The organism is Pseudomonas violetae (assembly GCF_023072615.1).
In the GTDB taxonomy this organism is placed as follows: Bacteria; Pseudomonadota; Gammaproteobacteria; order Pseudomonadales; family Pseudomonadaceae; genus Aquipseudomonas; species Aquipseudomonas violetae.
Genome location: NZ_JAKNRW010000013.1, coordinates 93,802 through 108,309 on the forward strand (window position 1 = coordinate 93,802; position 14,508 = coordinate 108,309).

12 protein-coding genes are annotated in these 14,508 nt (G+C 60.0%); 8 read left to right on the top strand and 4 right to left on the bottom strand.

The window, feature by feature from the left end:
- Positions 1 to 127: 127 nt before the first annotated feature.
- From L9059_RS17010 to L9059_RS17025, 4 genes are all read right to left on the bottom strand, one after another.
- Entirely contained in the window at positions 128 to 2,974 is a 2,847-nt protein-coding gene (locus L9059_RS17010) for a valine--tRNA ligase (RefSeq protein ID WP_247292137.1), read from the bottom strand.
- 266 nt (positions 2,975 to 3,240) lie between these two features.
- Complete coding sequence (locus L9059_RS17015) at positions 3,241 to 3,606, bottom strand: DNA polymerase III subunit chi (RefSeq protein WP_247292138.1); 366 nt, start codon at positions 3,604 to 3,606, stop codon at positions 3,241 to 3,243.
- 8 nt (positions 3,607 to 3,614) lie between these two features.
- Positions 3,615 to 4,043 (bottom strand): DNA polymerase III subunit chi, encoded by a 429-nt coding sequence (locus L9059_RS17020; RefSeq protein ID WP_247292139.1) that lies wholly within the window; start codon positions 4,041 to 4,043, stop codon positions 3,615 to 3,617.
- Positions 4,044 to 4,192: 149 nt separating this feature from the next.
- Positions 4,193 to 5,683 (bottom strand): leucyl aminopeptidase, encoded by a 1,491-nt coding sequence (locus tag L9059_RS17025; RefSeq protein WP_247292140.1) that lies wholly within the window; start codon positions 5,681 to 5,683, stop codon positions 4,193 to 4,195.
- Between the two features lie 398 nt (positions 5,684 to 6,081).
- Between L9059_RS17025 and lptF the strand changes: the two genes are divergently transcribed.
- From lptF to pdxJ, 8 genes are all read left to right on the top strand, one after another.
- Entirely contained in the window at positions 6,082 to 7,200 is a 1,119-nt protein-coding gene (gene lptF / locus L9059_RS17030) for an LPS export ABC transporter permease LptF (protein ID WP_247292141.1), read from the top strand.
- Positions 7,193 to 8,254 (top strand): LPS export ABC transporter permease LptG, encoded by a 1,062-nt coding sequence (gene lptG, locus L9059_RS17035; protein ID WP_247292142.1) that lies wholly within the window; start codon positions 7,193 to 7,195, stop codon positions 8,252 to 8,254. Before lptF ends, lptG begins: the two co-directional genes overlap by 8 nt.
- Positions 8,255 to 8,425: 171 nt before the next feature.
- Positions 8,426 to 10,225 carry a translation elongation factor 4 gene (gene lepA / locus L9059_RS17040; RefSeq protein ID WP_247292143.1) on the top strand — a complete coding sequence of 600 codons (1,800 nt, stop codon included), beginning with the start codon at positions 8,426 to 8,428 and terminating at the stop codon, positions 10,223 to 10,225.
- A 5-nt stretch (positions 10,226 to 10,230) separates the two neighbouring features.
- Complete coding sequence (gene lepB / locus L9059_RS17045) at positions 10,231 to 11,085, top strand: signal peptidase I (RefSeq protein ID WP_247292144.1); 855 nt, start codon at positions 10,231 to 10,233, stop codon at positions 11,083 to 11,085.
- A 184-nt stretch (positions 11,086 to 11,269) separates the two neighbouring features.
- A complete protein-coding gene (gene rnc, locus L9059_RS17050; protein WP_010463056.1) occupies positions 11,270 to 11,959 on the top strand; it encodes a ribonuclease III in 690 nt (229 codons plus the stop codon).
- Positions 11,952 to 12,854, top strand: coding sequence for a GTPase Era (gene era, locus L9059_RS17055; protein ID WP_059403406.1), 903 nt, complete (start codon positions 11,952 to 11,954; stop codon positions 12,852 to 12,854). The genes rnc and era overlap by 8 nt, the downstream gene beginning before the upstream one ends.
- Before the next feature lie 166 nt (positions 12,855 to 13,020).
- Positions 13,021 to 13,704, top strand: coding sequence for a DNA repair protein RecO (gene recO, locus L9059_RS17060; RefSeq protein ID WP_247292145.1), 684 nt, complete (start codon positions 13,021 to 13,023; stop codon positions 13,702 to 13,704).
- Between the two features lie 51 nt (positions 13,705 to 13,755).
- A complete protein-coding gene (gene pdxJ, locus L9059_RS17065; protein ID WP_247292146.1) occupies positions 13,756 to 14,499 on the top strand; it encodes a pyridoxine 5'-phosphate synthase in 744 nt (247 codons plus the stop codon).
- The last annotated feature ends 9 nt before the right edge of the window (positions 14,500 to 14,508 follow it).

Below are 14,508 nucleotides of genomic sequence, written 5' to 3' on the forward strand. Positions count from 1 at the left end.
GGCCCCATCGCGGGCAAGTCGAATCGTCGCACCGCCGCTCCCACAGGGTGTTGTGGTGATTGTGGGTAAGGGGCAGGCACAAAAAAGGGAGGCCATTTCGGGCCTCCCTGTTCATTGCGATTTGCCGTTACAGACTGGCAATCCGCGCATGCTGCTCGGCCAACTTGCCCAATGCCTGTTCGGCTTCAGCCAGTTTGGCGCGTTCCTTCTCGATGACTTCGGCCGGAGCCTTGTCAACGAAACCGGCATTGGACAGCTTGCCGCCCACCCGCTGGACTTCACCTTGTAGACGCAGGATTTCCTTGTCCAGGCGTGCCAGCTCGGCGTCCTTGTCGATCAGGCCGGCCATCGGCACCAGCACTTCCATCTCGCCGACCAATGCGGTAGCGGACAGCGGCGCTTCTTCGCCTGCCGCCAGCACAGTGATCGACTCGAGTCGCGCGAGCTTCTTCAGCAGAGCTTCGTTCTCGGTGAGACGGCGCTGGTCTTGGGCGCTGACGTTTTTCAGGAACAGGTTAAGCGGCTTGCCTGGACCGATGTTCATTTCGGCGCGAATGTTGCGCGTGCCAAGCATCAGTGTTTTCAGCCATTCGATGTCATCTTCGGCGGCCGCGTCGATGCGCTCTTCATTGGCCACTGGCCAAGGCTGCAGCATGATCGTCTTGCCTTCGATGCCGGCCAGCGGCGCGACGCGCTGCCAGATTTCTTCGGTGATGAACGGCATGAACGGGTGCGCCAGGCGCAGGGCAACTTCCAGTACGCGAACCAGGGTGCGACGGGTGCCACGCTGGCGTTCGACCGGTGCGTTCTCGTCCCACAGCACCGGCTTGGACAGTTCCAGGTACCAGTCACAATACTGGTTCCAGATGAACTCATACAAGGCTTGTGCCGCCAGGTCGAAGCGGAACTGATCGAGTTGACGGGTCACTTCGGTTTCGGTGCGTTGCAGCTGCGAGATGATCCAGCGATCCGCCAGGGACAGCTCGTAGGCTTCGCCGTTCTGGCCGCAGTCTTCGCCCTTGTCCAGCACGTAGCGCGCGGCGTTCCAGATCTTGTTGCAGAAGTTGCGATAGCCTTCGACGCGGCCCATGTCGAACTTGATGTCACGGCCAGTGGAGGCCAGCGAGCAGAAGGTGAAGCGCAGGGCGTCGGTGCCGTAGCTGGCGATGCCGTCGGCGAACTCGTCGCGGGTCTGCTTCTCGATCTTTTTCGCCAGTTTTGGCTGCATCATGCCCGAGGTGCGTTTCTGTACCAGCGCTTCGAGCTCAATGCCGTCGATGATGTCCAGCGGGTCCAGGACGTTGCCTTTGGACTTGGACATCTTCTGGCCCTGGCCATCACGCACCAGACCGTGCACATAAACGGTCTTGAACGGAACCTGCGGCGTACCGTCTTCGTTTTTCACCAAATGCATGGTGAGCATGATCATCCGGGCAACCCAGAAGAAAATGATGTCGAAACCGGTCACCAGCACATCGGTGGAGTGGAATTTCTTCAGGAATTCGGTCTGCTCAGGCCAACCAAGGGTGGAGAAGGTCCACAGGCCGGAACTGAACCAGGTGTCGAGTACGTCGTTGTCCTGTTGCAGCGCAACGTCCGGGCCAAGGTTGTGCTTGGCGCGCACTTCGGCTTCGTCGCGACCGACGTAGACCTTGCCCGACTCGTCGTACCAGGCCGGTATCCGGTGACCCCACCAGAGTTGGCGGCTGATGCACCAATCCTGGATGTCACGCATCCACGAGAAGTACATGTTTTCGTATTGTTTAGGTACAAACTGGATGCGGCCATCTTCAACGGCAGCGATTGCAGGCTCGGCCAAAGGCTTGGTCGACACGTACCACTGGTCGGTCAGCCACGGCTCGATGATGGTGCCCGAGCGATCACCTTTCGGCACTTTCAGGCCGTGGTCGTCCACGCTGACCAGCAGGCCGGCGGCGTCGAAGGCGGCGACAATCTGCTTGCGCGCGTCGAAACGGTCAAGGCCGGCGTATTCGGCCGGGATCTTGCCGTCGATGCTTTCGTTCAGTGTGCCGTCGAGGTTGAACACCTGGCAGGTCGGCAGGACGGCGGCGTTCTTGTCAAAGATGTTCAGCAGCGGCAGGTTATGACGCTTGCCGACTTCGTAGTCGTTGAAATCGTGGGCCGGGGTGATTTTCACGCAGCCGGTGCCGAATTCAGGGTCGCAGTAATCGTCGGCGATGATCGGAATGCGGCGGCCGACCAGCGGCAGCTCGACAAATTTGCCGATCAGGGCTTTGTAGCGTTCATCGTTCGGGTTAACCGCGACGGCGGAGTCGCCGAGCATGGTTTCCGGGCGAGTGGTCGCGACGATCAGGAAATCCTTGCCTTCTGCGGTCTTGGCGCCGTCGGCCAGTGGATACTTGAGGTTCCACAGGAAACCTTTCTCGTCGTGGTTTTCCACTTCGAGGTCGGAAATCGCCGTGTGCAACTTGGTATCCCAGTTGACCAGGCGCTTGCCGCGATAAATCAGGCCATCTTCGTGCAGGCGTACGAACGCTTCTTTAACGGCTTCCGACAGACCGTCGTCCATGGTGAAGCGCTCGCGGCTCCAGTCCACGGACGAGCCGAGGCGGCGGATCTGACGGCTGATGTTGCCGCCGGACTGATCCTTCCATTCCCAGACTTTTTCGAGGAATTTCTCGCGGCCGAGGTCGTGGCGACTCTGGCCCTGGGCTTCGAGTTGACGCTCCACCAGCATCTGCGTCGCGATACCCGCGTGGTCGGTACCCGGTTGCCACAGGGTGTTGCGACCCTGCATGCGGCGGAAACGGATCAAGGCGTCCATGATCGCGTTGTTGAAACCATGCCCCATGTGCAGGCTGCCGGTAACATTTGGCGGCGGGATCATTATGGTGTAGGAATCGCCCGCGCCTTGCGGGGCGAAGTAGTTCTCTGACTCCCAGGTGTTGTACCAGGAAGTTTCAATGGCGTGCGGCTGGTAGGTCTTATCCATGCGCGGCGGGACCCTATTGGCATTTATTCAGGAAAAGCCGGCAAGTATAGCGGGGCATGGGGCGCAGGGCGAGCAGGGGCGGACAGGGCGCCGATCAAAGTGTGGAATGGACCTGTGGCGAGGGAGCTTGCTCCCGCTGGGGCGCGAAGCGGCCCCAACATCAGCAAGTCAGGTGCGCCAGGTGCTCGGCGTGTTCAGGCTTTGCGGCTGCTTAGCAACCGAGCGGGAGCAAGCACCCTCGCCACAGAAGCCCACCCGGATCAGAATTATTCGTACTGGCTGAGGAGCCGTTCCATTCGCGCCGCCAGGCGGCGTTTGACTTCGGTTTCGATGTGCGGCGCGAAGTCGTCGATCACGTCCTGCATGATCAGCATGGCGGCGGCGCGCAGTTCGCCGTCCAGATGCAGCAGGGCGTCCGGACCTTTATCTTCGGCAAGGGGCGCAGAGGGCGGCTCGCTGGCAGCAGGCGGGTTGCCGGCAGCCTCGAACAGCATGGGAATCTGTTCCTGGTCATCGCTCTCGACCGTGTCGGTCAACAACGGTGGTTGCAGGTTGTCATCACCGAGCAGTTGGCGGATCGACTCGAGGTCGTCCAGCAGGTGCGCAGACTGTTGCTGTTTTGGCGTGTCCATCGGAATACTCAGAGTCGCTGTAAACGGTGGTCTTGCAGAGGATAGCCCTGTTCACGATAGAAACGGAAACTCTCCCGTGCGGCCTGGCGAATCACCGGATCTTCCACCACCACTTCCGCCACGCGGGCGAACCTGTTGGCAAAGGCCGGCACTTTCAAGTCGAGATTGACCAGCAGGTCTTGATGTTGACCGCAGTCGTCACCCAGGCCCAGCACAATCAAACTCTGCGGCTCGCTCTCGGCGGGACCGTGGGGCACGAAACTTTCGCCCTTGAACGCCCAGAGGCGTGCGTCGAGATCGTCACGTTGGCTCGCATCGCTGCAATGCAGGTAAATGCGATGGCCCATGCGCCAGGCTTTCTCCGTGAGCTTGCAGGCGAAATCCAGCCGCGCCGACGGATCGGCGCTGGGCAGGATATAAAAATCGACTTTGGTCATTGCGGTTCCTGGAATCAACTTCCGCGGAATCTGTAGGAGCGAGCTTGCTCGCGAAGGTCGTCAACGATTACGCGGGAAACCAGGTTAATCGCGGTGATCTTGAGTTTTTCGCGAGCAAGCTCGCTCCTACAGTGGTCCGTGAGCGATATTTAGGCCTTGGCGCGGTCCAGCAGGTATTGGGTCAGCAGGGGCACCGGACGGCCAGTGGCGCCCTTATCCTTGCCGCCGCTGGTCCAAGCGGTGCCGGCGATGTCCAGGTGCGCCCAGTTGAGGTTTTTGGTAAAGCGCGACAGGAAACAGGCCGCGGTGATGGTGCCGGCTTTCGGCCCGCCAATGTTGGCGATGTCGGCGAACGGGCTGTCCAGCTGTTCCTGGTACTCATCGAACAGTGGCAACTGCCAGGCACGGTCGTCCGCGGACTGGCCGGCGCTGAGCAGTTGGCCGATCAGTTCGTCGTTGTTGCCCAGCAGGCCGGAGGTGTGTGCGCCCAGGGCGACAACGCAAGCGCCGGTCAGGGTCGCGATGTCGATCACTGCTTGCGGCTTGAAGCGTTCGGAGTAGGTCAGGGCGTCGCACAGCACCAGGCGGCCTTCGGCGTCGGTGTTGAGGATTTCCACGGTCTGGCCGCTCATGGTGGTGACGATGTCGCCTGGGCGCGCAGCGTTGCCGCTCGGCATGTTCTCGGCGCAGGCCAGGATGCACACCAGATTGATCGGCAGTTTCAGTTCGAGCACGGCGCGCAGGGTGCCGAAGACACTGGCGGCGCCGCCCATGTCGTACTTCATTTCGTCCATGCCGGCGCCCGGCTTGAGGCTGATGCCGCCGGTATCAAAGGTAATGCCTTTACCAACCAGGGCGAACGGCTTCTCGGATTTCTTGCCGCCATTGTATTGCATGACGATCAGGCGCGGAGGCTGTGCACTGCCCTGGCCGACCGCATAGAACGAGCCCATGCCCAGGTCCTTGATTTTCTTCTCGTCGAGGACTTCGACTTTCAGGCTCTTGAATTCCTTGCCCAGGCTCTTGGCCTGCTCGCCCAGGAAAGTCGGGTGGCAGATGTTCGGCGGCAGGTTGCCCAAGTCGCGGGTGAACGCCATGCCGTTGGCGATTGCAGTGGCGTGGGCCGCCGCGCGCTCGACTTCAGCCTGGGCAGCCTTGATGGTCACCAGGGTGATTTTCTTCAGGGCGCGCGGCTCGGCTTTCTGGCTCTTGAACTGGTCGAAAGTGTATTCGCCATCCACCAGGGTTTCAGCCAGCAGGCGGGTCTTGCCGTAGCTGTCACGGCCCTTGACCACGACTTCGTCCAGGGCCAGCACCGCATCGCTGCCATTCAGGCCTTTGAGGGTATTGAGGATGCCGGCAATGATTTTACGGAATGGGCGATCGCCCAGTTCTTCGTCCTTGCCGACACCAACCAGCAATACACGCTCGGCCTTGAGATTCGGCAGGCTATGCAACAGCAGGCTCTGGCCAACTTTACCGGCGAGGTCGCCTCGCTTGAGCACTGCGCTGATCGCGCCGCCGCTCAGTGCGTCGAGTTGGCTGGCCACGGCGCCCAGCTTGCGGCCTTCGCCTACGGCAACCACCAGCGTGGCGGTTTTCAACGTTTCCGGATTAACGCTTTTTACAACCAATTCCATGTTGGGGCCCCTGAATCATTGATCAACACGCAAGTGTGCACACTTGCCTATAAATAGAAATACGCAAGTGAGCCTTGCGACAAAGGCCGCAGTTTGAACCTCGCTGGCGGCGCCTGACAACCCTGGGTCGCAGGTTAGTCACGGTTTCGGCCGCCCTTGCAGGAGCAAGCTGGCTCCGGGCGGCGTTCCGACGATGAACCTGAGAGCACCGTTGAGTGTCAGACATCCCGCGTAATCGTTGACGACCATCGCGAGCTTGCTCATGGAGAACGCGCGCAGTGACAGGCGCATGCAATCACAGGATAATGCGCCATCTTTTGCGGCGGCCCTGCTTTGCGGTTCGCCTGCTACGTTTGCTTGTTTGGCCGCCTTCGCCTGACAACCCTGGAGTGTCTGGTTTGATTGTCTTCCGTTACCTATCCCGCGAAGTCCTGTTGACCTTGAGCGCCGTCAGCGCCGTGTTGCTGGTCATCATCATGAGCGGGCGCTTCATCAAATACCTCGCCCAGGCCGCTGCGGGCTTGCTGGACCCAGGCTCCCTGTTCCTGATCATGGGGTTTCGCCTTCCGGGCTTCCTGCAACTGATCCTGCCGCTGGGCCTGTTTCTCGGCATTCTGCTGGCCTACGGTCGTCTTTATCTTGAAAGCGAAATGACCGTGTTGTCGGCCACCGGCATGAGCCAGCAACGCCTGTTCGCCATTACCCTGTTTCCGGCCACTCTGGTGGCATTGGTGGTGGCCTGGCTGAGCCTGAGCCTGGCGCCCCAAGGTGCCAATCAGTTCCAATTGTTGCTGAACAAACAAGATGCCCTGACTGAATTCGACACCCTGGAGCCTGGCCGCTTCCAGGCCCTGCGTGATGGCACGCGGGTGACCTACACCGAGACCCTGACGGACGATCGCATCAACCTGGGCGGCGTGTTCATTTCCCAGAAGAACACCAGCACCGACCAGAAGGACCGCGGGATTTCCGTGCTGGTGGCCGAGAAGGGGCGCCAGGAAATCCGCCCTGACGGCAACCGCTACCTGATTCTTGACAATGGCTACCGCTACGACGGCAAGCCGGGCCAGGCGGATTACCGGGCAATCAAGTACGACGAGTACGGCGTGCTGCTGCCCAAGCCGGATGTCAGCGACGAAGTCACCGACCGCGACGCGATGCCCACCAGCAGCTTGATTGGCAGCGATGACGTTCGTTCGCGCACTGAATTGCAATGGCGCATGTCCCTGCCGTTGCTGGTCTTCATCGTCACCCTGATGGCCGTGCCGCTGTCGCGAGTCAACCCGCGCCAGGGACGGTTCCTCAAGCTGCTGCCAGCGATTCTTCTTTATATGGCCTACCTGACCATCCTGATTGCCGCTCGCGGCGCGCTCGAAAAAGGCAAGATCCCGATGGCCCTGGGCTTGTGGTGGGTGCATGGAATCTTCCTGGTGATTGGTCTTGGGTTGCTCTATTGGGAACCCCTGCGCCTGAAGATGGCGAGTCGCCGCAGCGCGCTGGAGGTGGCTCGTGGTTAAGCTGGATCGCTACATTGGTAGCAGCGTGCTCGTGGCCATCCTGGCCGTATTGGGCATCATTCTCGGCCTGGCAACGCTGTTCGCCTTCATCGACGAGATGGGCGATGTGAGCGACACCTACACTTTGCTGGACGTGCTCGGTTACGTCCTGCTGACGGCGCCCCGTCGCCTGTACGACATGTTGCCGATGGCGGCCCTGATCGGCTGCCTGATCGGCCTGGGCAGCCTGGCCAGCAACAGCGAACTGACCATCATGCGCGCCGCCGGCGTGTCCATTGGGCGGATCGTCTGGGCGGTGATGAAGCCTATGCTGGTGCTGATGGTTGTTGGTATCTTGATCGGCGAATACGTAGCGCCGGCCACCGAAAGCACTGCCCAGGCGAACCGCTCGCTGGCTCAGGGCAGCGGTGATGCACAAAGCGCCCGCCATGGCCTGTGGCACCGCCAGGGTGACGAGTTCATCCACGTCAACTCGGTGCAACCCAACGGCTTGCTGTACGGCGTGACTCGCTATCGCTTCGACAAAGAGCGGCACATGTTGTCGGCCAGCTTTGCCAAGCGCGCGGAGTTTGACAAAGACCACTGGCAGCTGAGCGATGTCACCACCACGGTTTTCCATGAAAAGAGCACCGAAGTGGTCGCGGCCCCGGTCGAGCGCTGGGAAGTCGCACTCAGTCCGCAACTTCTGAGCACGGTGGTCATGGCGCCCGAGTCTCTGTCGATCACCGGTCTGTGGGGTTATATCCACTACCTGGCCGACCAGGGGCTGAATAATGGCCGTTACTGGCTGGCATTTTGGGTCAAGGTGTTGCAGCCGCTGGTCACCGCGGCACTGGTACTGATGGCGATCTCCTTCATCTTTGGCCCGCTGCGCTCGGTGACCCTCGGTCAGCGGGTGTTCACCGGTGTACTGGTAGGGTTCACCTTCCGTATCGTCCAGGATCTGCTGGGGCCGTCGAGCCTGGTATTCGGTTTCTCGCCGCTGTTTGCGGTGCTGGTGCCGGCCAGCGTGTGCGCCCTGGCCGGGGTCTTGTTGTTGCGCCGGGCCGGTTGATTCCGGGGACTTGTCCAGCTGCGAAGCCATGAAAAACGCCCTTGTCGTGAGACCAGGGCGTTTTTGTAAGTGCCGTCCGACCTGCGCAGGTGACGCTTGCGCCGTGGATCAGGTACAATTCCCGGCTATTTTTCGGCGGGCTATGCCTGCAGCCTTTTTGAGTGTTGATCCGTGAGTGATTTGAGTCATATCCGCAATTTCTCCATCATCGCCCACATTGACCATGGCAAGTCGACGCTGGCCGATCGCTTCATCCAGATGTGTGGCGGCCTTGCCGAGCGCGAAATGGAAGCCCAGGTACTGGACTCCATGGACCTGGAGCGTGAACGCGGGATCACCATCAAGGCCCACAGCGTCACCCTTTATTACACGGCTCGCGATGGCATCAAGTACCAGCTGAATTTCATCGACACCCCGGGCCACGTTGACTTCACCTATGAAGTCAGCCGCTCGCTGGCGGCCTGTGAAGGTGCTTTGCTGGTGGTCGACGCCGGTCAGGGCGTAGAGGCGCAGTCGGTTGCCAACTGCTACACGGCGATTGAACAAGGCCTGGAAGTCATGCCAGTCCTGAACAAAATCGACCTGCCGCAGGCCGATCCGGACCGCGTGAAGGAAGAAATCGAAAAGATCATCGGCATCGATGCCACCGATGCAGTCGAGTGCAGCGCCAAGACCGGCCTGGGCGTCGATGAGGTCCTCGAGCGCCTGGTGCACACCATTCCTGCGCCGACCGGCAACTACGAAGATCCGTTGCAAGCGTTGATCATCGACTCCTGGTTCGACAACTACCTGGGCGTTGTTTCCCTGGTGCGCGTACGCCACGGTCGCGTGAAGAAGGGCGACAAGATCCTCGTCAAGTCCACTGGCAAGATCCATCTGGTGGACAGCGTCGGTGTTTTCAACCCGAAACATACCGCTACCACTGACCTGAAGGCCGGTGAAGTAGGCTTCATCATCGCCGGCATCAAGGACATTCACGGTGCGCCGGTGGGTGACACCCTGACCTTGAGCTCGACCCCGGACGTCGACGTCCTGCCGGGCTTCAAGCGCATTCAGCCGCAGGTTTACGCCGGCCTGTTCCCAGTCAGCTCCGACGACTTCGAAGATTTCCGTGAGGCCCTGCAAAAGCTCACGCTCAACGACTCGTCGCTGCAGTACACCCCCGAGAGTTCCGACGCCCTGGGCTTCGGTTTTCGTTGCGGGTTCCTCGGCATGCTGCACATGGAAATCATCCAGGAGCGCCTGGAGCGCGAGTATGACCTGGACCTGATCACCACGGCGCCGACGGTTATTTTCGAGCTGCTGCTGAAAACCGGTGAAACGATTTACGTCGACAACCCGTCGAAGCTTCCAGACCTGTCTTCCATCGAAGACATGCGCGAGCCGATTGTGCGGGCCAACATTCTTGTGCCGCAAGAGCACCTGGGTAACGTTATTACGCTGTGCATCGAGAAGCGTGGCGTGCAGCACGACATGCTGTTCCTCGGTACCCAGGTCCAGGTGACTTACGATCTGCCGATGAACGAAGTGGTCCTGGACTTCTTCGATCGCCTGAAGTCAACCAGCCGCGGCTATGCTTCGCTGGACTATCATTTTGATCGTTATCAGTCGGCTAATCTGGTGAAACTGGATGTGCTGATCAACGGTGACAAGGTCGATGCCCTGGCGCTGATCGTGCACAAGGATAACGCGCACTACAAAGGTCGCCAGTTGACCGAGAAGATGAAAGAACTGATTCCGCGTCAGATGTTCGACGTAGCGATCCAGGCCGCCATCGGCGGGCAGATCATTGCACGGACCTCCGTCAAGGCTCTCAGAAAGAACGTATTGGCCAAATGCTACGGTGGTGACGTCAGCCGTAAGAAGAAACTGCTTGAAAAGCAAAAGGCCGGTAAAAAACGCATGAAGCAAGTCGGCAACGTGGAAATTCCACAAGAAGCCTTCCTTGCAGTGCTCAGGTTGGATAGTTAGGTCCTATGTCACTAAATTTCCCGCTGTTGCTGGTCATCGCCGTGTTCGTCTGCGGCCTGTTGGCGTTGCTCGATCTGGTTTTCCTCGCGCCGCGTCGGCGTGCAGCCATTGCATCCTATCAGGGCAGCGTCAGCCAGCCTGACGGGATGGTGGTCGAAAAACTGAACAAGGAGCCGCTGCTGGTCGAATACGGCAAGTCGTTCTTCCCGGTGTTGTTCATCGTGCTGGTGCTGCGTTCGTTCCTGGTGGAACCGTTCCAGATCCCGTCCGGCTCGATGAAACCGACCCTGGACGTTGGCGATTTCATTCTGGTGAGCAAGTTCTCCTACGGGATCCGCTTGCCGGTGATCGACCAGAAAGTCATCGAGATCGGTGACCCGCAACGCGGCGACGTGATGGTGTTCCGTTATCCGAGCGATCCGAGCGTCAACTACATCAAGCGTGTAGTGGGCCTGCCGGGCGACCAGATTCGCTACACCGCCGACAAGCGCCTGTTCGTCAACGGCGAGTCAGTCGCCGAGCAGTTGGTCGGCTCCGAGCCGGGTACCCTGGGTAGCGCCGAGCTCTACAAGGAAAAACTCGGTGTCGCCGAGCACTTGATCCGCAAGGAAATGAGCCGTTATCGCGCAACGCCGGACCGTTCGTGGACCGTGCCTGCCGGGCACTACTTCATGATGGGCGACAATCGCGACAACTCTAACGACAGTCGCTACTGGGATGATCCGAGCATTCCCAAGGACCTGCTGGGCATGGTCCCCGACAAGAATATCGTCGGCAAGGCCTTCGCGGTCTGGATGAGCTGGCCGGAACCCAAACTCAGTCACCTACCGAATTTCTCGCGGGTTGGCCTGATCAAGTAATCACACACGGCGCTGTTGAACACAGCGCCGAATGCATTTCTGGAGCCGCTACAATCGGCCCCCGAGGCATGAAAACAATGATATTCAGGACGTAATTTTTGAACACAGCGTTAATTGTCCCAAGCCTGCGCCGCACCCCGGCGATGGCGGTGGAATCCAGCCACGAACTCAGCGTGGGTACACCGTGAGCGTTTCCTTAAGCCGTCTAGAGCGTCAGCTCGGCTATACCTTCAAGGATCAGGAACTGATGGTCCTGGCCCTGACTCACCGCAGCTTTGCCGGGCGCAACAACGAACGCCTGGAATTCCTCGGTGATGCCATCCTCAACTTCGTCGCTGGCGAGGCGCTGTTCGATCGCTTCCCGCTGGCTCGCGAAGGCCAGTTGTCGCGTTTGCGCGCACGCCTGGTGAAAGGTGAGACCCTGGCGGTACTGGCCCGTGGTTTCGACCTGGGCGAGTACCTGCGCCTGGGCTCTGGCGAGTTGAAGAGCGGCGGTTTCCGTCGCGAGTCGATTCTGGCCGATGCCCTGGAAGCACTGATCGGTGCGATCTACCTGGACGCCGGCATGGACATGGCGCGCGAGCGCGTGCTGGCCTGGCTGGCCGGTGAGTTCGAAGGTCTGACGCTGGTCGACACCAACAAAGATCCAAAAACCCGCCTGCAGGAATTCCTGCAATCGCGTGGGTGTGAGCTGCCGCGTTACGAAGTGGTGGATATCCAGGGTGAGCCGCATTGCCGGACGTTCTTCGTCGAATGTGAAATCACCTTATTGAATGAAAAAAGCCGAGGTCAGGGTGTGAGTCGTCGTATTGCCGAACAGGTAGCGGCCGCCGCAGCACTGATTGCCCTGGGGGTGGAGAATGGCAATGACTGATTCAACCGCAACACGCTGTGGCTATGTTGCCATCGTCGGCCGTCCCAACGTGGGCAAGTCCACGCTGCTGAACCACATCCTCGGGCAGAAGCTCGCGATCACTTCGCGCAAGCCGCAAACCACCCGTCACAACATGCTGGGCATCAAGACCGAAGGCGCCGTGCAGGCGATCTACGTTGATACTCCGGGCATGCACAAAGGTGGCGAAAAAGCCCTGAACCGCTACATGAACAAGACTGCTTCGGCAGCCTTGAAAGACGTGGACGTGGTGATCTTCGTGGTCGACCGCACCAAGTGGACTGACGAGGATCAGATGGTCCTGGAACGCGTCCAGTACGTGACCGGCCCGCTGATCGTGGCGCTGAACAAGACGGATCGCATCGAAGACAAAGCCGAGCTGATGCCGCACCTGAGCTGGTTGCAGGAACAGTTGCCGAACGCGCAGATCATGCCGATCTCGGCCCAGCATGGGCACAATCTCGAAGCGCTGGAGCGGGTGATTGCCGGTTACCTCCCGGAAAACGATCACTTCTTCCCGGAAGACCAGATCACCGACCGCAGCAGCCGCTTCCTGGCGGCCGAACTGGTTCGCGAAAAGATCATGCGCCAGATGGGTGCAGAACTGCCGTACCAGATCACTGTCGAAATCGAAGAGTTCAAGCAGCAGGGCAAGACCCTGCATATCCACGCCTTGATTCTCGTCGAGCGCGACGGCCAGAAGAAAATCATCATTGGCGACAAGGGCGAGCGGATCAAGCGCATCGGCACCGAGGCGCGCAAGGACATGGAACTGCTGTTCGACTCCAAGATCATGCTCAACCTCTGGGTGAAAGTGAAAGGCGGCTGGTCCGATGACGAGCGCGCGCTGCGTTCGCTGGGTTACGGCGACCTGTAACACCGGATCCAGATACACCGAAGAACCCCTGTGGGAGCGAGCCTGCTCGCGATGAGGACCTGAAATTCAACATCACTGTTGACTGTCAGGCCGCAATCGCGAGCAGGCTCGCTCCCACATTGGTTTCTGGTTGTTTATAAGATCGCGTTTCTTCATTGAGAACTCCATGTCCCAACCCATCGGCCAACCCGCCTACGTCCTCCACTCCCGCGCCTACCGCGAAAGCAGCGCGTTGGTGGATTTCCTCACGCCGCAAGGTCGGCTGCGGGCGGTCTTGCGTAGCGCGCGGGGCAAAGCAGGAACATTGGCCCGGCCGTTCGTGTCGCTGGAAGTGGAATTTCGCGGGCGGGGAGAGCTAAAGAACGTCGGGCGAATGGAAGCCGCCGGTGTTTCTACCTGGCTCAACGGCGAGGCGCTGTTCAGTGGCCTCTACCTCAACGAACTGCTTATCCGCCTGTTGCCCTCAGAGGACCCGCACCCTGGCGTGTTCGATCACTACGCCGCGACGTTGCTCGCACTGGCCGAGGGTCGACCGCTGGAACCGCTGCTGCGCTCCTTCGAATGGCGCCTGCTCGACGATCTCGGTTACGGTTTCGCCCTGACCACCGACATCCACGGTGAGCCCATCGCCCCGGACGGCCTCTACCGTTTGCAAGTGGACGCCGGTCTTGAACAGGTATATCTGCTGCAACCCGGTCTGTTCAACGGCACCGAACTGTTGGCCATGGCCGACGCCGACTGGACCGCGCCCGGCGCATTGTCCGCTGCCAAACGGTTGATGCGTCAGGCATTGGCCGTCCATCTGGGCGGTCGTCCTTTGGTTTCCCGAGAGTTGTTTCGAAAGCCGTAAAATCCCCGTGTATGCTGTGCACCGAACTTTCCCCTCTTCAGGAGCGCTTCCGTGACCACCAGCAATCGCATTCTTCTTGGCGTGAACATCGACCACGTCGCCACCCTGCGCCAAGCCCGGGGCACTCGTTACCCGGATCCGGTCAAGGCTGCACTGGACGCGGAAGAGGCGGGCGCTGACGGTATCACCGTGCACTTGCGTGAAGACCGTCGCCACATCCAGGAGCGCGACGTGCTGCTGCTCAAGGACGTGCTGCAGACCCGCATGAACTTTGAGATGGGCGTCACCGAAGAGATGATGGTGTTCGCCGAACGCATTCGTCCTGCGCACATTTGCCTGGTCCCGGAAACGCGCCAGGAGCTGACCACTGAAGGCGGTCTGGATGTAGCGGGGCAGGAGGCACGGATAAAGGCTGCGGTGGATCGCCTGGCTCGAATCGGGTGCGAAGTATCGTTGTTCATCGATGCGGACGAGCGCCAGATCGAAGCGTCCCGTCGAGTCGGAGCGCCGGCCATCGAGTTGCACACTGGGAGGTACGCCGATGCAGAGACTCCGACCGACGTGGCTGAAGAGCTCAAGCGAGTGGCTGATGGTGTGGCGTTTGGTCTGGCCCAGGGGTTGATCGTCAACGCCGGCCATGGTTTGCACTACCACAACGTTGAAGCAGTGGCGGCGATCAAGGGCATCAACGAACTGAACATCGGCCACGCGCTGGTGGCGCATGCGTTGTTTGTAGGGTTCAAGTCGGCTGTTTGCGAGATGAAGGCGTTGATTCTGGCCGCAGCAAAAGCTTAAACACCACCA